Here is a 16,002-nt window from a genome sequence, read left to right as displayed (position 1 = left end):
GTCGGGAACCCGGCTGCCATGGCCGTCGATCACACCCGCGCCCCCGTCCTGGAAGCCCTCGCCGAATACCGGCGCACCGGGCGGTTGTCGTTCACGCCGCCCGGGCACAAGCAGGCTCGTGGCGCCGATCTTGCGGTGCGCCAGGTACTGGGTGACGCGGTGTTCCTCGGTGACGTGCTGGCGTCGGGCGGCCTCGACGACCGGCTCACTCGGGGCCGAGTACTGCAGCGTGCCCAGGAGTTGATGGCGGACGCCGTCCACGCCGAGCACACGTTCTTCAGCACGTGCGGGAGTTCCCTGTCCGTGAAGGCGGCGATGCTGGCCGTCGCCGGTCCGCACGAGCGGCTGCTGATCGGGCGGGACGCGCACAAGTCCGTGGTGTCGGGGCTGATCCTGTCCGGTATCGAGCCTGTGTGGGTCGAGCCCCGCTGGGACGCCGAGCGGCATCTCGCGCATCCGCCGTCCGCCGCGGCGTTCGACCGGGCGTTCGCCGAGCATCCCGACGCCAAGGGCGCGCTGGTCACCAGTCCGACGCCGTACGGCTCTTGTGCGGATCTGCGGGCGGTCGCCGAGGTCTGTCACCGGCGGCCGGTTCCGCTGATCGTCGACGAGGCGTGGGGTGCGCATCTGCCGTTCCACCCGGAGCTGCCGTCCTGGGCGATGGACGCGGGCGCCGACATCTGTGTCACGAGCATCCACAAGATGGGCAGCGGTCTCGAACAGGGCTCCGTCTTCCATCTGCAGGGCGACCTGGTGCCACCCGAACTGCTCGGGATGCGGGCCGACCTGCTGGGCACGACCAGCCCGTCGGTGCTGATCCTCGCCGGGCTCGACGGCTGGCGCCGGCAGATGGTGCTGCACGGGTGGGAGCTCCTGGGTGCCGCCCTCGACCTCGCCGCCCACGTCCGGGCCGCCATCGAGGAGATCGACGGGATGCACGTCAACGACCGTGCCGACTTCTGCGGCCGGGGAAAGGCCGACGACTTCGACCCGCTGCCCGTGATCATCGAGGTGGACGGGCTGGGCATCACCGGGTACCAGGCAGCCGACTGGCTGCGCGGGTTCCGCAACATCGAGACGCACCTGGCCGACCACCGCCGCATCGGCGCACAGCTCACCCACGCCGACGACCACGAGACCACCGGCGAACTGCTCGCCGCGCTCAAAGACCTCGCGGCCGCCGCGCCCGACCTGGGGCCCGCCCCGCAGGTGGAGGTGCCGTCGCCGTCCGGGCTCCGGATGACGCAGGACCGTCTGCCGCGCGACGCGTTCTTCGGTCCGGCCGAGAACGTGCCCGTGGCCGAGGCGGCCGGCCGGGTGGCGGCGGAGATGGTCACGCCCTACCCACCGGGCATCCCGGCCGTCCTGCCCGGCGAACGGCTCACCGAGCCGGTGCTGCGGTACCTGCGCTCGGGGCTGGCCTCCGGGATGAACCTGCCCGACCCCAGCGACCCGGAACTGGACACGATCCGCGTCGTGACCTCACAGGAGCAGTGAGGCCGAAGTGAAACAGCTCACGGGACCCGGTTCCGTGTTCGGACTACACCCTGTGATGGTTTATCGTTCATTCATACGTGGTGACGGAGTCGACCGCATCGTCCTCCGTACATCACCGCCAACGGCCCTGGCTGGCTTCCCCCGTCCAGCCAGGGCTCTTTCATGTCCGCGTTGCGGCAACCGCCGGATCGGGCGGAATTTCTGGGTTCGCCGAGGTGCTCCGCGCGCCCTCAGCGGCTGAAATGGGCATAGGAACAGCACCGGGACCGATCGCCGGCGAGGAGCTCCGCGCCATGACCAAAGCGACGAAACTGCTGACCGCCCTTCCCCCGCCGCAGCGCGGGCGACTGATGGCGCTCGGCCGGGAGGTGTCCTTCCCCGAGGACACCCGGATCTTCGAGGCGGGCGGCACGGCCGACCGTTTCTGGGTCATCCGTTCCGGGGCGGTCTCGCTCGACCAGCAGGTGACGTCGCTGCAGCGGGTGACCGTCGCCACTCTCGGCTCGGGCGATCTGCTGGGCTGGTCCTGGCTGTTCCCGCCGCACCAGTGGGACTTCGGCGCGGAGGCCTTCAGCCCCGTACGCGCCTACGAGTTCGAGGCGCAGCCCGTGCTCGAGCTGTGCGAGGAGGATCCGCAGCTCGGCATGACGCTGGTGCGGATCGTCGCCGAGATCCTCGCGTACCGGCTGGAGATGACCCGCGGCCAGCTGATGGAGCAGTACTCGCTCCACCGGCGCAGCGGCCTGTAGGGGATCAGACGCCGCCGGCCGCGCCGCGGTGGCCGGACCGGTGCGGGCGCTCGCGCCGCGCGGTCAGCTGCCGGCGATGAGCGTGACGCCAAGGACGATCATGGTTGCGGCGACGAGTCCGTCCAGCACCCGCCAGGCGGCGGGCCGGGTCAGCCAGCGGCCGAGCAGCCGGGCCCCGAAGCCGAGCGCGGCGAACCAGCAGAGGCTGGCGACCGCGGCACCGATGCCGAACGTCCAGCGCAGCGGACCCTGGTCGGCGGCGACGGACCCGAGCAGGAACACGGTGTCGAGGTAGACGTGCGGGTTGAGCCAGGTCATCGCCAGACAGGTGAGCACCGCCCGCCGACGCGACCCGGCGGTCTCGCCCTCCGTACGCAGGGCTTCCTGTCCGGGCTTGAGGGCACGGCGGGCGGCGAGGGCGCCGTAGCCGAGCAGGAACGCCCCGCCGATCCAGCCCACCACGGTCAGCGCTCCGGGCCAGGCCACCACCATTGCGCCGACACCGCCGACGCCGAGGGCGATCAGGAGGGCGTCGGACAGTGCGCAGATGCCGACGACGGCGAGGATCGCCTCTCGGCGGACGCCCTGGCGCAGGACGAAGGCGTTCTGGGCGCCGATGGCGACGATGAGCGAGAGGCCGGTGCCGAATCCGGCGGCCGCGGCGGTCAGGGTGTGGGACATGCCATCGACGCTAGGGAAACGACGTCTGGAGGTACAGCTAAAGATTCTTACGTATCCTTAGCCATCGTAATGGCCCTCAGGAGCGGAGCGGGTGATGACGGAGCTTCCTCTCGACCAGGTGCAGACCCTGCTCGCGGTCGTGGACGAGGGCACCTTCGACGCGGCGGCGGCCGCCCTGCATGTGACGCCGTCGGCGGTCAGTCAGCGGGTGAAGGCCCTGGAGCAGCGCACCGGACGGATCCTGCTGATGCGGACGAAACCGGTGCGGCCGACGGAGTCGGGGGAGGTCGTGGTGCGGCTGGCGCGCCAGCTGGCCCGGCTGGAGCGGGACGCGCGCGCCGAGCTCGGCATGAGCGGCGCCGGGGAGGCGACCCGTGTGTCGATCGCGGTGAACTCCGACTCGCTGGCGACCTGGTTCCTGCCGGCGCTCACCCGCGTCCCCGAGGAGCTGCGGCTCTGCTTCGAACTGCGCCGCGAGGACCAGGACCACACCGCGGCGCTGCTGCGCGAAGGGCTGGTGATGGCGGCGGTGACGTCGTCGTCGGTTCCCGTGACGGGGTGTTCCGTGCGCGCGCTCGGCACGATGCGCTACGTCGCCGTGGCCCGCCCGGACTTCGCCGAGCGGCATCTCGACGGAGAGCTGCGGGAGACGCTCGCTCAGGCGCCGGTCGTGGTCTTCGACCGGCGGGACGACCTCCAGGACGGTTTCGTCCGCCGGCTGCGGCGTGGCAGGGGCGGCGCGAGCCCGGTACGGCACTTCGTGCCCACCTCGGACGGCTTCGTCGAAGCCGTCGCCGCGGGCCTCGGCTGGGGCGTGGTGCCCGAGGTCCAGGCCGACCCGCTGCTGCGCTCCGGCCGCCTGGTCCAGCTCGCCCCCGACCGCGCGGTGGACGTTCCGCTGTACTGGCAGCAGTGGAAACTGGACTCGCCCGCCCTCGCGGCGGTGGCGGACGCCGTGACGGCCACAGCCGTGCAAACCCTGCGCCCGCGCTGAGGAGCCCACGCCCCAGGGGGTCAGCGTCCGCTGCGGCGCAGCGGCCCCCAGGCGTTCTCCTGGCGGGCCACCTCGGCCCGTGCCTCGTCGATCACCCGGGAATCGACCCAGCACATCGGACGGGCCTGTGTCACGAGGGGCTCGTTGTCGGGGCCACGGGCCGTCTCCCGGCCCTTGAGGACCCAGGGCCGGACGCCGGGGCCCTTGTCGTGCGGCAGGTGCGCGTAGTCGTGCAGGCGACGGGCCACCCATAGCTCCACGGGCCGCCCCTCCCACCACTCCTCCATGTCGAGCGGGTTGGCCGACAGCCCGGACATGGGCACGCCCGTCAGATCGTCGGTGCTGGAGTCCCTCGGGAGGTCGGTCCCGGGGCCGCGCGACCAGCGGACGTACAGGCCCCGGTGCCGCTGTACGAGGCCGGCGAGGTCGGCGAGTGTGCGTACGACCGGCAGATCGTCCGATGCGCCCATGTCCTGACCTCCCTGTGCGCCCGTCCGGCGACCGGAGTACCCGCACGAGGCCGATGGAATCGGACGGGGAGCCTCCGGTCGCTCGGGGCCGGACTCGTCGGGCGGGGCACCTCCCCCGGCGTCCAGGGTCCAGTCAGGTGAGGCACCCTCCGGGTTCCACGGCTGCTCCCACCCGCCCGGCGTACGCTCCCGGCACGAGCCGCCGGGAGAAAGGCCCCGAACGTGAGTGTCCGTGTGCGCCGCATCTACGAACCGCCGGAAGCCGAGGACGGCGTGCGCGTCCTGGTCGACCGCCTCTGGCCGCGCGGCCTGGCCAAGGACGCGGCCCACGTGGACGAGTGGCCGAAGGCCCTCACCCCGTCCACCGAACTGCGCCGCTGGTACCACGCGGGCGAGGGGTCGTACGAGGAGTTCGCACGCCGCTACGAGGCCGAGCTGACCGAGCCCGAGGCGGCCGAGCTCCTCGACCGGCTGCGCGCGTCGGCACGCGGGGCGACGGTGACGCTGCTGACCGCCGCCAAGTCCCCGGAGCAGAGCCATGCGGCGGTACTGGCCTGCCTCCTTCAGGAGTGAGGAGACGGGCCGTCGGTGTGCCTCAGGCGGTCTGCCGTGCGGCCGCCCGGCCCGCCGCGCGCCCCGAGAAGAGGCAGCCGCCGAGGAAGGTGCCCTCCAGCGCGTTGTAGCCGTGGACGCCGCCGCCGCCGAAGCCGGCGACCTCACCGGCCGCGTATAGACCGTCGATGGGCGTCCCGTCCGCTCCCAGCGCGCGGGAGTCGAGGTCGGTCTGGATGCCGCCAAGGGTCTTGCGGGTCAGGACGTGCAGCTTGACGCCGATCAGGGGGCCGGCCGCCGGATCGAGGATGCGGTGCGGGGTGGCGACCCGGCCGAGGCGGTCACCGATGTAGCGGCGGGCGTTGCGGATGCCCTGCACCTGGGCGTCCTTGCTGTAGGGGTTGGTGATCTGCAGGTCGCGGGCCTCGATCTGGCGCCGGATGCCTTCCGCGTCCAGGAGCGGCTTGTCCGTCAACTGGTTCATCTTCTCGACCAGTTGCTCAAGGTTCGGGGCGGTCACGAAGTCCGCGCCGTTGCGCAGGAACGCCGCCACGGGGCCCGGGGCGCCCTTGCCGAGCACCCGCTCCTTCAGGAACCCGGCGCGGTCCTTGGCGGTGATGTCGGGGTTCTGCTCGGAGCCCGACAGTGCGAACTCCTTCTCGATTATCTTCTGGCTGAGAATGAACCAGGAGTGGTCGTAGCCGGCGATGTCCGCCTCGGTGCGCAGGTACTTGAGGGTGCTGAGGGTGTCGTAGCCCGGCAGGCACGGGTCGGGCAGGCGGCGGCCGAGCGCGTCGAACCACATGGCGGACGGCCCGGGCAGGATGCGGATGCCGTGGCCGGGCCAGATCGGGTCCCAGTTCTGCAGGCCCTCGGTGTAGTGCCACATGCGGTCGCGGTTGACCAGCCGTACGCCCGCCTCCGCGCTGATGTCGAGCATCCGTCCGTCGACGTACGCGGGGACGCCGGTGACCATCTCGGTGGGCGGGGTGCCGAGGCGCTCGGGCCAGTAGCGGCGCACGATCTCGTGGCTGGCGCCGATGCCGCCGGTGGTGACGATCACGGCCTGGGCGGTGAGCTCGAACTCGCCGACGCGGTCGCGGTTGGAGGCGACACCGCGGGATGAGTCGTCGTCGGCCAGGACCGTGCCGCGTATGCCGCGCGCCGCGCCGTCCTCGAGCACGAGCTCGTCGACCTGGTGCCGGTGGTAGAAGGTGAGCAGCCCGTCGCTCGCGGCCTGCTTGGCGTACCGGGCGAACGGCTCGACGACGCCCGTGCCGGTGCCCCAGGCGATGTGGAAGCGGGGCACGGAGTTGCCGTGGCCGTGGGCGCGCAGGTCGCCGCGCTCCGCCCAGCCCACGGCGGGCAGGAACTTGATGCCGTGCCCGTCCAGCCAGGCCCGCTTCTCGCCGGCCGCGAACTCGACGTACGCGCGCGCCCAGCGCACCGCCCAGGAGTCCTCGTCGTCCACCCGGTCGAACTGGGCGCTGCCCTGCCAGTCGTTCCAGGCCAGGTCGAAGGAGTCCTTGATACCCAGACGCCGCTGCTCCGGAGAGTCGACGAGGAACAGCCCGCCGAAGGACCAGAAGGCCTGTCCGCCGAGGTTGGCGGCGTTCTCCTGGTCCACCAGCGCGACCCTGCGGCCCCGGCTGGTCAGTTCGCTCGCGGCGACCAGGCCCGCGAGTCCCGCTCCGACGACGATGACGTCGGCATCCATGGCGACCGTCCCTTCCTCATACGGTGGTGTCGCTGCCGTCGGTGAGCAGCGCGGTGAGCAGTTGCTTGAGCCACGCGCGAGCGTGCTCGACGTCCTTGTCCAACAGCAGTTGGGTGGTGACTCCGTCGTACGCCGCGACCACGGCGTGTGCGGCGCCGTCGCTGTCGCCGAGCACGGCGGGCAGTGGGGTGTGCCCCTGCGCCCGGGCGAGCCGGTCGGCGATCGCCCCGCGCAGGCGCGCCCGGTGTTCGAGCAAGGTCTGTGCGACGGCCGGGTCCCGGGCGGCGTGGACCAGGAAGTCCGTCTTCACCAGCAGCCAGTCGCGGTCCAGGAGCAGCACTTCGGTCACCCGGTCCACGGCGGCGGGCACGTCCAGATCCGGCCCGTCGACGGCGAGTGCCCCGGAGACCTGCTCCGCGATCAGGTCCGCCCGCTGCTGGTAGAGGGCGAAGAACAGCTCGTCCAGGCTGCCGAAGTTGGAGTAGAAGGCGCCCCTGCTGTAGCCGGCGGCCTCGCAGACCTCCTCGATGGAGACCCGGCCGAATCCCTTGGCGGCGAACACCGCGAACGCGGCGTCGAGGAGATTGGCGCGCGTGCGGACCCGGCGCTTGGTGACACGCCTGGTCGTACCCTCCACCGCCATGCCCCGACCTCCATTCGATACGTGAATGTATCCGATACACGAATGTATCCAAAGAGGCGGGCGGGTCGAGAATTTAATGGGAACATATTTTCGATTCTGGAGATACGCTGGAACCATGACCAGGCACCTCCAGGGCTCCCTGTTCGACCAGACCGACGAGCTGCGGCTCGGGTCGCTCGCCGGGATCCGCCGTACCCGGCTCGCCCACGGCGCCTGGATCGACGTCCTCCCCGGCTGGCTCAGCGGGGCCGACGTCCTGTTCGAACAGCTGGCCGCGGAGGTGCCGTGGCGTGCGGAGCGGCGCACGATGTACGACCACGTGGTCGACGTACCTCGACTGCTCGCCTTCTACGGCGCGGACGACGTCCTCCCCCACCCCGTCCTCGCGGAGGCGCGTGACGCGCTGTCCGCGCACTACGCCGAGGAACTGGGCGAGCCGTTCACCACGGCCGGGCTGTGCTACTACCGCGACGGCCGGGACAGTGTCGCCTGGCACGGGGACCGGATCGGGCGGGGCGCGCGCGAGGACACGATGGTCGCCATCCTCTCCGTGGGTGCGCCCCGGGATCTGCTGCTGCGCCCGATGCGGGGCGGCGGCGAGACGTTGCGCCGACCGCTGGGGCACGGCGACCTCATCGTCATGGGCGGCTCCTGCCAGCGGACCTGGGAGCACTCCATACCGAAGACCACACGCGCCACGGGACCGCGCATCAGCATCCAGTTCCGCCCGCACGGCGTGCACTGAGACTTCAGAGGCGGCCGCTTCGGGTGCGCGCGGGGGCTGCCTCCGGTGGACGGTGCCGGAGGCAGCCCTTCCTCTGGGCGAAGCCCTGCCGTGCCCCCACACTGGTCGGCGTGAGCGCGCAGACGCAGGCACCGGCCACCGCTCCCCGGCGCGGCGAGTTGGACGCGCTGCGGGTCTTCGTCGTCCTCGGCCTGGTCTTCTTCCACTCCGCCCTGGTCTTCTCGCCGGACGACGACTTCTACGTGAAGAACGCGGAGACGACCGGCGCCATCACCGTGCTCGCCGGCTTCGGGGTCGTATGGGCGATGCCCATGCTGTTCATCGTCGCCGGGCTCGGCTCGCGGTACTCGATCCGCCGCCGCGGGCCCGCCCGTTTCACCCGTGAACGCCTGGTGCGCCTGGGTGTTCCGCTGGTCTTCGCGACGCTCGTCCTCGTGCCGCTCCCCCAGTGGCTGCGGCTGCGGGCCGCCGACCCCGGCTACGACGAGTCGTACTGGCGTTTCTGGCCCCGCTTCCTCACCGTCCGCCTGGACGCGGCCGACTTCCCGTTCGTCCTCGAAGGGGAGCACTTCGAGACCGGCCATTTGTGGTTTGTCGTACTCCTCCTCGTCTTCAGCCTGCTCCTCGCCCCGGTCGCGGCACCGCTCGCGGCCCGGTCGGAGCGTGTAGGGCAGACGGTGGAGCGGCGTCCGGCCCTGCTCCTCCTGCCCGCCCTGCCGCTCGCCGCGATCAACGCGTTCCTGGGCATGGAGGAGGGCTTCGCGGGCTGGAACCGCTGGGCCTACCTGGTGTTCTTCCTCTTCGGTTACGCCCTCGCCGACGACGGACGCGTCCGCGCCGCGCTGCGCCGACGCGCGGTGCCGGTGGGCGTGGTCGGGCTCGTCCTGTTCGCGGGGACCGCGCCCGGGTTCGTCTCCCTGGATGACCCGTTCACCGAGTGGAGCCCGTTCGCGCTGGTGACCCGTGGGGTGTTCGGTGCGGCGGGCTGGTGCTGGGTCGTGGCGATCCTCGGGCTGCTGGACCGGCCGCGCGAGGTCCGGCAGCCGTCGCGCGGAATGATTTATCTCGGCCTCGCCGCCCTGCCGCTGTATGTGCTCCACCAGCCGGTCGTGGTTGCCCTGGCATACGGCGTGGTGGGCTGGTCCGCGCCGATCGTCATCGAGTACGCGGTGATCGTCGCCGGTTCGCTGGCGGTGATCCTCCTCGTGTATGAGCTCGTGGTACGCCGGACACGGGTGACCCGGTTCCTGTTCGGGATGCGTACCGCCCCGGTCGCAAGGCCCCCTTCCTGATCTGCTTTGCTGTGTCCGTCGCGTACGGACCTCACGAACTCGGGACGATCATGCAGTCAGCTGTGCAGCAAGTCGCGGACGGCACCTATCTGGTGCACGGCAGCAACACCAACTGGGTAATCCTGACCGAGGGGGACGCGGTCACGCTGATCGACACCGGCTACCCCGGGGACCGGGCGAAGCTCCTCGCCTCGCTTGCCGAGGTGGGGAGTTCGCCGGAGGCCGTACGCGCCGTACTGATCACGCACGCGCACACCGACCACCTGGGCAACGCCGAGTACCTGCGCACCACGTACGGCACGCCCATATACCTCCACGAGGCCGAAGTGCCGCACGCACGGCGGGAGTTCCTGCACCAGGTGTCCGTCGGGACCGTCCTGAAGAACGCCTGGCGGCCGGGTGTCCTGCCCTGGGCGCTACACGCGATCCGCTCCGGCGGCACCGCACACGTACCGGTCATCTCCCCCGAGCCGTTTCCGTCGGCGGGCACCCTCGACCTGCCCGGCCGGCCCGTCCCGGTGCACACGCCCGGCCACACCGACGGGCACTGCGCCTACCATCTGCCGGACGCCGGTGTGTTGATCGCGGGCGACGCCCTGGTCAGCGGACATCCCACCTCGCGGATCAAGGGACCGCAGCTGCTGCCCGACATGTTCCACCACGAGAGGGCTTCCGCCGTGGCCTCGCTGGACGTGCTCAAAGGGCTCGAGGGCGATCTGCTGCTGCCCGGGCACGGACCCGTGCACCGGGGCTCGGTCCGGGAAGCTGCTCTTCAGGCCCGGGAGCGCGCACTTTAAGGTGAGGTGACGATCACCGGCGAGGCGAGGACGAACGGCCCATGGCACTGCAGATCAGCGCTACGAATCCGGAGCATCCCGCGCTCCTGCTGGAGCTGCCGTGGCACCTGCCGCTGGAGGAGTGGCCGGAGGAGGTCCTGGTCCCGCTGCCGCGCGGTATCTCCCGCCACATCGTGCGGTACGCCAGGGCCGGCAGCGAGGTGGTCGCCGTCAAGGAGCTCGCCGAGCGCCCCGCCCTGCGCGAGTACGAGCTGCTGCGCGACCTGGACCGCCTCGGTATCCCCGCGGTGGACCCGCTGGCCGTGGTCACCGGCCGCAGCGACGCGGACGGCGGCCCGCTGGAGTCGGTGCTGATCACCCGGCACCTGAACGGCTCGCTGCCGTACCGCTCGATGTTCGAGACGACCATGCGCCCGGCGACCATGCACCGGCTGATGGACGCGCTGGCGGTGCTGCTGGTGCGGCTGCACCTGGCCGGGTTCGCCTGGGGCGACTGCTCGCTGTCGAACACGCTGTTCCGGCGGGACGCCGGCGCGTACGCCGCGTATCTGGTCGACGCCGAGACCGGCGAACTGCACCCGCGGCTGAGCTCCGGGCAACGCGACTACGACCTGGATCTCGCCCGCGTCAACATCAGCGGCGAACTGCTCGACCTGGAGGCGTCGGGGGCGCTGCACCCCTCCGTCGACCCGGTCGAGTTCGGCACCGAGATCTGCGCCCGCTACGACGACCTGTGGAAGGAACTGACCCGCACCTCCGTCTACCCGGCGGGCAAGTACCACTACATAGAGCGCCGGATACGCCGCCTCAACGACCTCGGTTTCGACGTGGCCGAGATGCAGATCGAGCACTCCTCGAACGGCGACACGGTCACCTTCGTCCCGAAGGTCGTCGACGCGGGCCACCACCAGCGGCAGCTGCTGCGGCTGACCGGCCTGGACACCGAGGAGAACCAGGCCCGCCGCCTGCTGAACGACCTGGAGAGCTGGATGGCCACCCAGGACGACTACGCGCCGGGAGACCCCCTTGCGGCCCGCCCGGAGGTGCTCGCCCACCGCTGGGTGCGCGAGGTGTTCCGGCCCACCGTGCGTGCGGTGCCACCGGAGCTGCGCGGCGGCATGGACCCGGCCGAGATCTACCATCAGCTGCTCGAGCACCGCTGGTACCTGTCCGAGCGGGCCCAGCACGACATCGGCCTCGATACGGCCGTCGAGGACTACGTCAGGAACATCCTCCCCCACGCACGGCAGACGATGCGGACCGCCGCGTCGGAGTGACTCAGGCGGGCGGGACCACGGCCACCGGGCAGTCCGCGTGGTGCAGGACGCCGTGGGCGACCGAGCCGATCCGGGCACCGACGGCGGTACGGCGGGCACGGCGGCCGACGACCATCAGCTGGGCCCGCCCGGCCATCGACAGCAGCACCTGACCGGCGCTGCCCATCTCCACGTGCTCGACCACCGGAACGTCCGGGAACCGGTCCCGCCACGGCTGCACCGCCTCGGCCAGCGCCTTCTTCTCGAACGGCACGGGGCCGCCGGCCTCGTCGAGCAGGTGCAGCGAGCCGGGGCTGTAGGCGAACATGGGCGGCAGCGTCCAGGCCCGCACCGCGCGGACGGTCGCCCCGCGAGCCGCGGCCGTCTCGAACGCGAACCCCAGCGCGGCGGCGCTGTCCTCCGGGCCGCCCTCCTGACCGACGACGACCTCACGGCCGTCCACCTCGGCCGCGGGCCGGTCCCCGGACCTCACCAGTACCACCGGGCGGGTGGTCGCGGCGATCACCTGCTGGCCGACGGAGCCCAGCAGGAAGCCGACGACCCGGCTTTGGCCGCGCGAGCCGAGCACCAGCAGTTCGGCCTCGGCCGCCGCGGCGACCAGCGTGTCGACGGCGTCGCCCTCCAGGACGTCGGCGGACACGTCCAGGCCGGGGTGCCGCTCGGTGACGGTCCGGACGGCGCCGGCCACGGTGTCGCGCACCCACTGGGCCTGGGTGTCCCGGTCCCCCTCCACTGCCGCGTGCGGCTCGTACCGCCAGGCGTGCACCACGCGCAGCGCCAGCCCGCGGCGGACGGCCTCGCGTCCGGCCCAGGCCAGCGCCGCGAGGCTCTCCTCCGATCCGTCGACCCCTGCCGTGATCGGGCGCGTCATGCGGCTGCCTCCTCGTGTCGTGATCACATCGTCGGGTCTCAGTGTTCCCTACGTTCCCCACGCTGCCGACATGAGCCTCGCAGGGGAGCAAGCAGCGCTGACGAGCGGCCTGCCCCCGGCACAGCAGAGCGAAGCAGGACGATCGAACATACGATGGGCGGGGCCGGCACGGTGGCGAAGGGGACGCCGTGCCCTGATTCTGACCGCTCGGAGTGGGAGACGTATGGCACAGGCCGCCGACACAGCGCGGACCGTCATCATGACCGTGGACGACGACCCGGGGGTCTCCCGTGCCGTCGCCCGGGACCTGAGGCGGCGCTACGGCGAGTCGTACCGGATCGTGCGCGCGGAGTCCGGCGAGTCCGCGCTCGAGGCGCTGCGGGAGCTGAAGCTGCGCGGCGACCTGGTGGCCGTGATCCTGGCCGACTACCGCATGCCGCAGATGAACGGCATCGAGTTCCTCGAACAGGCCCTGGACGTGTATCCGGGCGCCCGGCGGGTGCTGCTGACCGCGTACGCGGACACGAACGCGGCGATCGACGCGATCAACGTCGTGGATGTCGACTACTACCTGCTCAAGCCGTGGGATCCGCCCGAGGAGAAGCTGTACCCGGTACTGGACGACCTGATCCAGGCGTGGCGCTGCAGCGACTACCGGCCCGTGCCCAGCACGAAGGTCGTCGGGCACCGCTGGTCGGCGCGCTCGTCGGACGTCCGGGAGTTCCTGGCCCGCAACCAGGTGCCGTACCGCTGGTACTCGGCCGACGAGCCCGAGGGCCGGCGGCTGCTGGCCGCCGCCGGTGCGGACGGGCAGCGGCTGCCGCTGGTGATCACCCCGGACGGCACTCCGCTGGTCGCGCCCGAGGCACCCGAGCTCGCCGCCCGGGTGGGGCTGGCGACGACACCGACGGCCGACTTCTACGACCTGGTCGTCATCGGCGGCGGCCCGGCCGGTCTCGGCGCGGCCGTGTACGGGGCCTCGGAAGGGCTGCGGACGGTGCTCGTGGAGCGGTCGGCGACCGGCGGGCAGGCCGGGCAGAGCTCACGCATCGAGAACTACCTCGGCTTCCCCGACGGCGTGTCGGGCGCGCAGCTCACCGACCGGGCCCGGCGGCAGGCGGCGAAGTTCGGCGCCGAGATCCTCACCGCGCGTGAGGTGACCGGGCTGGAGGTCAACGGCGCCGCGCGGGTCATACGGTTCTCCGACGGCTCGGCGATCGCCGCGCACAGCGTGATCCTGGCGACCGGCGTGTCCTACCGGGAGCTTCCCGCGCCGGGCGTGGACGAGCTGAGCGGCTGCGGGGTGTTCTACGGATCGGCGCTGACCGAGGCCGCCTCCTGCCAGGGCCACGACGTGTACATCGTGGGCGGCGCCAACTCCGCGGGGCAGGCGGCGATGTACCTGGCCCGGGGCGCCAAGTCGGTGACCCTCCTGGTGCGCGGGGAGTCGCTGTCGGCGTCGATGTCGTACTACCTGGTCCAGCAGATCGAGGAGGCGCCGAACATCTCGGTGCGCTGCGGCACCGTCGTCGAGGCCGCGCACGGCTCCGACCACCTGGAGCAGCTGACGCTGCGCGACGTGGCGACCGGGCAGACCGAACTCGTCGACGCGCAGTGGCTGTTCGTGTTCATCGGCGCGGCCCCGCTGACCGACTGGCTGGACGGCACGGTGCTGCGCGACGAACGCGGGTTCATCCTGGCCGGCCCCGACCTCACGCCGGACGGGCGGCCGCCCGCGGACTGGGAGCTGGACCGGCCGCCGTACCACCTGGAGACCAACATTCCCGGCGTGTTCGTGGCGGGCGACGCACGGGCCGAGTCCGCCAAGCGCGTCGCGTCCGCCGTCGGAGAGGGAGCCATGGCCGTGATGCTCGTCCACCGCTATCTGGAGCAGTCATGAGCGGGCAGTTGATGCCGTGCAATCCCGCGGAGATCAGCTCGCTGTTCCTCTTCGAGAAGCTCACCCCCGAGCAGCTCGGCAGACTGTGCAGCGAGGGGCGGGTGGAGAAGTTCGAGCCCGGGCCCGTGTACGCCGAGGGTGATCCCGCGACCTGCTTCTACGTCATGATCGAGGGCACTGTCGTGCTGTCCCGGCGGGTCGGCGGCGACGACGTGGAGGTCAACCGGACCTCCCAGCGCGGGGTGTACTCCGGGGCCTGGCAGGCCTATCTCGGGGACCGGGTGCGGCAGGTGTACAACAGCTCGATGCGGGTCACGGAGCCGACGCGGTTCTTCGTGCTGCCCGCCGAGACCTTCGCGGCCGTGATCCGCGAGTGGTTCCCGATGGCCATGCATCTGCTGGAAGGCCTCTTCTTCGGCCAGAAGAACACGCAGTCGGCCATCCACCAGCGCGAACGGCTACTGGCGCTCGGCTCGTTGTCCGCCGGTCTCACGCACGAGCTCAACAACCCGGCGGCGGCGGCCGTACGGGCGACCGCCACGCTGCGGGAGCGGGTGGCGAAGATGCGGCAAAAGCTCGCGATCATCGCCCAGGGCTCCTACTCCCCCGAGACCCTGGCGGAGCTCATCGAGATCCAGGATCGCACCGCCGAACGGGTCGCCAAGGCGCCCGCGTTGAGCCCGCTGGAGGCCTCCGACCGGGAGGACGCCGTCTCCGACTGGCTCGACGACCATGACATCCCGGAGGGCTGGCGGATCGCGCCGACCTTCGTGCAGGCCGGTCTCGACGTGGACTGGCTGGACCAGGTCGCGGCCGCCGTCGACGAGGAGATCCTGCCGAGCGCGATCGGGTGGCTCAACTACACCGTGGAGACCGAGCTGTTGATGGACGAGATCGCGGACTCCACGACCCGTATCTCGCATCTCGTCGACGCCGCCAAGCAGTACTCCCAGCTCGACCGCGCGCCCTATCAGAACGCCGACGTGCACGAACTCCTCGACAGCACGCTGCTGATGCTGGCGGGCAAGATCGGCCCCCAGATCAAGGTCGTCAAGGAGTACGACCGTACGCTGCCGAAGATCCCGGCGTACCCGGCGGAGCTCAACCAGGTGTGGACCAACCTGATCGACAACGCGGTCTCCGCCATCAACAGCGCGGGCGGCGACGGGACCTTGACGGTGCGAACGGCGCTCGACCGCGACCGGATGCTGGTGGAGTTCCGCGACACGGGGCCCGGGGTGCCGCCGGAGATCCGGAACCGTATCTTCGACCCCTTCTTCACCACCAAGCCGGTGGGCGAGGGCACCGGGCTCGGCCTGGACATCTCCTGGCGGATTGTCGTCAACAAGCACCACGGCAGCCTCCAGGTCGATTCGGTGCCGGGCGACACGCGTTTCCAGGTGCTCCTTCCGCTCACCGCCACGGACGACGAAACAGCCACCGAGGAGTCGGCATGACCAGTGACACCGGAATCGACCCGACCGTCCCGCCCAGCGGCACGGGCTGCGCGGAGTGCGACGAGGTCGGCGGGTGGTGGTTCCACCTGCGGCGCTGTGCCCAGTGCGGCCACATCGGCTGCTGCGACTCCTCCCCCGCCAAGCACGCCACCGCGCACTACGAGGCCACCGGGCACCCCGTGATGCGGAGCTTCGAGCCGGGCGAGGAGTGGTTCTGGAACTTCGCGACGAAGGAGATGTACGAGTCCGGCCCCGACCTGGCCCCGCCGGAGAGCCACCCCCTGGACCAGCCGACGCCGGGTCCGGCGGGGCGGGTTCCGGCGGACTGGGCGAGGACGCTGCGCTGAGTGGGGCATCCGA

The 16,002-nt window shown here is 71.5% G+C and carries 16 protein-coding genes; 11 read left to right on the top strand and 5 right to left on the bottom strand.

The features are described 5' to 3' along the window. Positions 1 to 18: 18 nt before the first annotated feature. Together ACKTSN_RS44515 and ACKTSN_RS44510 are read left to right on the top strand one after the other, a co-directional pair. Complete coding sequence (locus ACKTSN_RS44515; protein ID WP_409474255.1) at positions 19 to 1,497, top strand: aminotransferase class I/II-fold pyridoxal phosphate-dependent enzyme; 1,479 nt, start codon at positions 19 to 21, stop codon at positions 1,495 to 1,497. Between the two features lie 293 nt (positions 1,498 to 1,790). After that, positions 1,791 to 2,246 (top strand): cyclic nucleotide-binding domain-containing protein, encoded by a 456-nt coding sequence (locus tag ACKTSN_RS44510; protein ID WP_409474254.1) that lies wholly within the window; start codon positions 1,791 to 1,793, stop codon positions 2,244 to 2,246. Positions 2,247 to 2,309: 63 nt separating this feature from the next. On the opposite strand, the gene ACKTSN_RS44505 is transcribed toward ACKTSN_RS44510, so the two are convergent. Further along, complete coding sequence (locus tag ACKTSN_RS44505; protein ID WP_409474253.1) at positions 2,310 to 2,927, bottom strand: LysE/ArgO family amino acid transporter; 618 nt, start codon at positions 2,925 to 2,927, stop codon at positions 2,310 to 2,312. Positions 2,928 to 3,021: 94 nt separating this feature from the next. On the opposite strand from ACKTSN_RS44505, the gene ACKTSN_RS44500 reads away from it, so the two are divergent. Beyond that, positions 3,022 to 3,921, top strand: a complete 900-nt coding sequence (locus ACKTSN_RS44500; RefSeq protein ID WP_409474252.1) for a LysR family transcriptional regulator ArgP — start codon at positions 3,022 to 3,024, stop codon at positions 3,919 to 3,921. Between the two features lie 20 nt (positions 3,922 to 3,941). Here the strand turns inward: ACKTSN_RS44500 and ACKTSN_RS44495 are convergent, their stop codons facing one another. Then, positions 3,942 to 4,391, bottom strand: coding sequence for a DUF6098 family protein (locus ACKTSN_RS44495; RefSeq protein ID WP_409474251.1), 450 nt, complete (start codon positions 4,389 to 4,391; stop codon positions 3,942 to 3,944). A 222-nt stretch (positions 4,392 to 4,613) separates the two neighbouring features. Between ACKTSN_RS44495 and ACKTSN_RS44490 the strand changes: the two genes are divergently transcribed. Beyond that, positions 4,614 to 4,964, top strand: a complete 351-nt coding sequence (locus tag ACKTSN_RS44490; RefSeq protein ID WP_409474250.1) for a DUF488 domain-containing protein — start codon at positions 4,614 to 4,616, stop codon at positions 4,962 to 4,964. A 22-nt stretch (positions 4,965 to 4,986) separates the two neighbouring features. On the opposite strand, the gene ACKTSN_RS44485 is transcribed toward ACKTSN_RS44490, so the two are convergent. After that, positions 4,987 to 6,660 carry an FAD-binding dehydrogenase gene (locus tag ACKTSN_RS44485; RefSeq protein ID WP_409474249.1) on the bottom strand — a complete coding sequence of 558 codons (1,674 nt, stop codon included), beginning with the start codon at positions 6,658 to 6,660 and terminating at the stop codon, positions 4,987 to 4,989. A 16-nt stretch (positions 6,661 to 6,676) separates the two neighbouring features. Next, positions 6,677 to 7,303, bottom strand: a complete 627-nt coding sequence (locus ACKTSN_RS44480) for a TetR/AcrR family transcriptional regulator (protein WP_409474248.1) — start codon at positions 7,301 to 7,303, stop codon at positions 6,677 to 6,679. A 115-nt stretch (positions 7,304 to 7,418) separates the two neighbouring features. Here ACKTSN_RS44480 and ACKTSN_RS44475 point away from each other — a divergent pair, with 115 nt between their 5' ends. The 4 genes from ACKTSN_RS44475 (at position 7,419) to ACKTSN_RS44460 (ending at position 11,414) form a co-directional block, all read left to right on the top strand. After that, positions 7,419 to 8,048: an alpha-ketoglutarate-dependent dioxygenase AlkB family protein gene (locus ACKTSN_RS44475; protein ID WP_409474247.1), complete on the top strand. Its 630-nt coding sequence runs from the start codon at positions 7,419 to 7,421 to the stop codon at positions 8,046 to 8,048. A gap of 101 nt (positions 8,049 to 8,149) precedes the next feature. Next, a complete protein-coding gene (locus tag ACKTSN_RS44470; RefSeq protein WP_409475078.1) occupies positions 8,150 to 9,340 on the top strand; it encodes an acyltransferase family protein in 1,191 nt (396 codons plus the stop codon). Between the two features lie 50 nt (positions 9,341 to 9,390). After that, positions 9,391 to 10,137 (top strand): MBL fold metallo-hydrolase, encoded by a 747-nt coding sequence (locus tag ACKTSN_RS44465; RefSeq protein WP_409474246.1) that lies wholly within the window; start codon positions 9,391 to 9,393, stop codon positions 10,135 to 10,137. A gap of 41 nt (positions 10,138 to 10,178) precedes the next feature. Beyond that, complete coding sequence (locus tag ACKTSN_RS44460; RefSeq protein ID WP_409474245.1) at positions 10,179 to 11,414, top strand: DUF4032 domain-containing protein; 1,236 nt, start codon at positions 10,179 to 10,181, stop codon at positions 11,412 to 11,414. Position 11,415: 1 nt separating this feature from the next. Here the strand turns inward: ACKTSN_RS44460 and ACKTSN_RS44455 are convergent, their stop codons facing one another. Next, positions 11,416 to 12,285 (bottom strand): universal stress protein, encoded by an 870-nt coding sequence (locus ACKTSN_RS44455; protein WP_409474244.1) that lies wholly within the window; start codon positions 12,283 to 12,285, stop codon positions 11,416 to 11,418. Between the two features lie 223 nt (positions 12,286 to 12,508). Here ACKTSN_RS44455 and ACKTSN_RS44450 point away from each other — a divergent pair, with 223 nt between their 5' ends. From ACKTSN_RS44450 to ACKTSN_RS44440, 3 genes are read left to right on the top strand one after another with little or no spacing between them, the layout of a single operon-like run. Beyond that, positions 12,509 to 14,185: an FAD-dependent oxidoreductase gene (locus ACKTSN_RS44450; RefSeq protein ID WP_409474243.1), complete on the top strand. Its 1,677-nt coding sequence runs from the start codon at positions 12,509 to 12,511 to the stop codon at positions 14,183 to 14,185. Then, on the top strand, positions 14,182 to 15,642 hold the full coding sequence (locus ACKTSN_RS44445) for an ATP-binding protein (protein WP_409474242.1): 1,461 nt from the start codon (positions 14,182 to 14,184) through the stop codon (positions 15,640 to 15,642). The genes ACKTSN_RS44450 and ACKTSN_RS44445 overlap by 4 nt, the downstream gene beginning before the upstream one ends. Continuing rightward, positions 15,639 to 15,989, top strand: a complete 351-nt coding sequence (locus ACKTSN_RS44440; protein ID WP_409474241.1) for a UBP-type zinc finger domain-containing protein — start codon at positions 15,639 to 15,641, stop codon at positions 15,987 to 15,989. The genes ACKTSN_RS44445 and ACKTSN_RS44440 overlap by 4 nt, the downstream gene beginning before the upstream one ends. The last annotated feature ends 13 nt before the right edge of the window (positions 15,990 to 16,002 follow it).

Source organism: Streptomyces flavusporus (assembly GCF_046267975.1).
GTDB classification, from domain to species: Bacteria; Actinomycetota; Actinomycetes; order Streptomycetales; family Streptomycetaceae; genus Streptomyces; species Streptomyces flavusporus.
The sequence above is the reverse complement of the archived record's forward strand: the minus strand, read 5'-3'. Positions and strand labels throughout refer to the sequence as shown.

Excerpts from the sequence above, each read along its gene's own strand:
- ACKTSN_RS44515 (WP_409474255.1), top strand. The coding sequence starts at position 19 with ATGGCCGTCGATCACACCCGCGCCCCCGTCCTGGAAGCCCTCGCCGAA.
- ACKTSN_RS44465 (WP_409474246.1), top strand. The coding sequence starts at position 9,391 with ATGCAGTCAGCTGTGCAGCAAGTCGCGGACGGCACCTATCTGGTGCAC.
- ACKTSN_RS44455 (WP_409474244.1), bottom strand. The coding sequence starts at position 12,285 with ATGACGCGCCCGATCACGGCAGGGGTCGACGGATCGGAGGAGAGCCTC.
- ACKTSN_RS44445 (WP_409474242.1), top strand. The coding sequence starts at position 14,182 with ATGAGCGGGCAGTTGATGCCGTGCAATCCCGCGGAGATCAGCTCGCTG.
- ACKTSN_RS44495 (WP_409474251.1), bottom strand. The coding sequence starts at position 4,391 with ATGGGCGCATCGGACGATCTGCCGGTCGTACGCACACTCGCCGACCTC.
- ACKTSN_RS44450 (WP_409474243.1), top strand. The coding sequence starts at position 12,509 with ATGGCACAGGCCGCCGACACAGCGCGGACCGTCATCATGACCGTGGAC.
- ACKTSN_RS44475 (WP_409474247.1), top strand. The coding sequence starts at position 7,419 with ATGACCAGGCACCTCCAGGGCTCCCTGTTCGACCAGACCGACGAGCTG.
- ACKTSN_RS44485 (WP_409474249.1), bottom strand. The coding sequence starts at position 6,660 with ATGGATGCCGACGTCATCGTCGTCGGAGCGGGACTCGCGGGCCTGGTC.
- ACKTSN_RS44505 (WP_409474253.1), bottom strand. The coding sequence starts at position 2,927 with ATGTCCCACACCCTGACCGCCGCGGCCGCCGGATTCGGCACCGGCCTC.
- ACKTSN_RS44500 (WP_409474252.1), top strand. The coding sequence starts at position 3,022 with ATGACGGAGCTTCCTCTCGACCAGGTGCAGACCCTGCTCGCGGTCGTG.
- ACKTSN_RS44480 (WP_409474248.1), bottom strand. The coding sequence starts at position 7,303 with ATGGCGGTGGAGGGTACGACCAGGCGTGTCACCAAGCGCCGGGTCCGC.
- ACKTSN_RS44510 (WP_409474254.1), top strand. The coding sequence starts at position 1,791 with ATGACCAAAGCGACGAAACTGCTGACCGCCCTTCCCCCGCCGCAGCGC.
- ACKTSN_RS44460 (WP_409474245.1), top strand. The coding sequence starts at position 10,179 with ATGGCACTGCAGATCAGCGCTACGAATCCGGAGCATCCCGCGCTCCTG.
- ACKTSN_RS44440 (WP_409474241.1), top strand. The coding sequence starts at position 15,639 with ATGACCAGTGACACCGGAATCGACCCGACCGTCCCGCCCAGCGGCACG.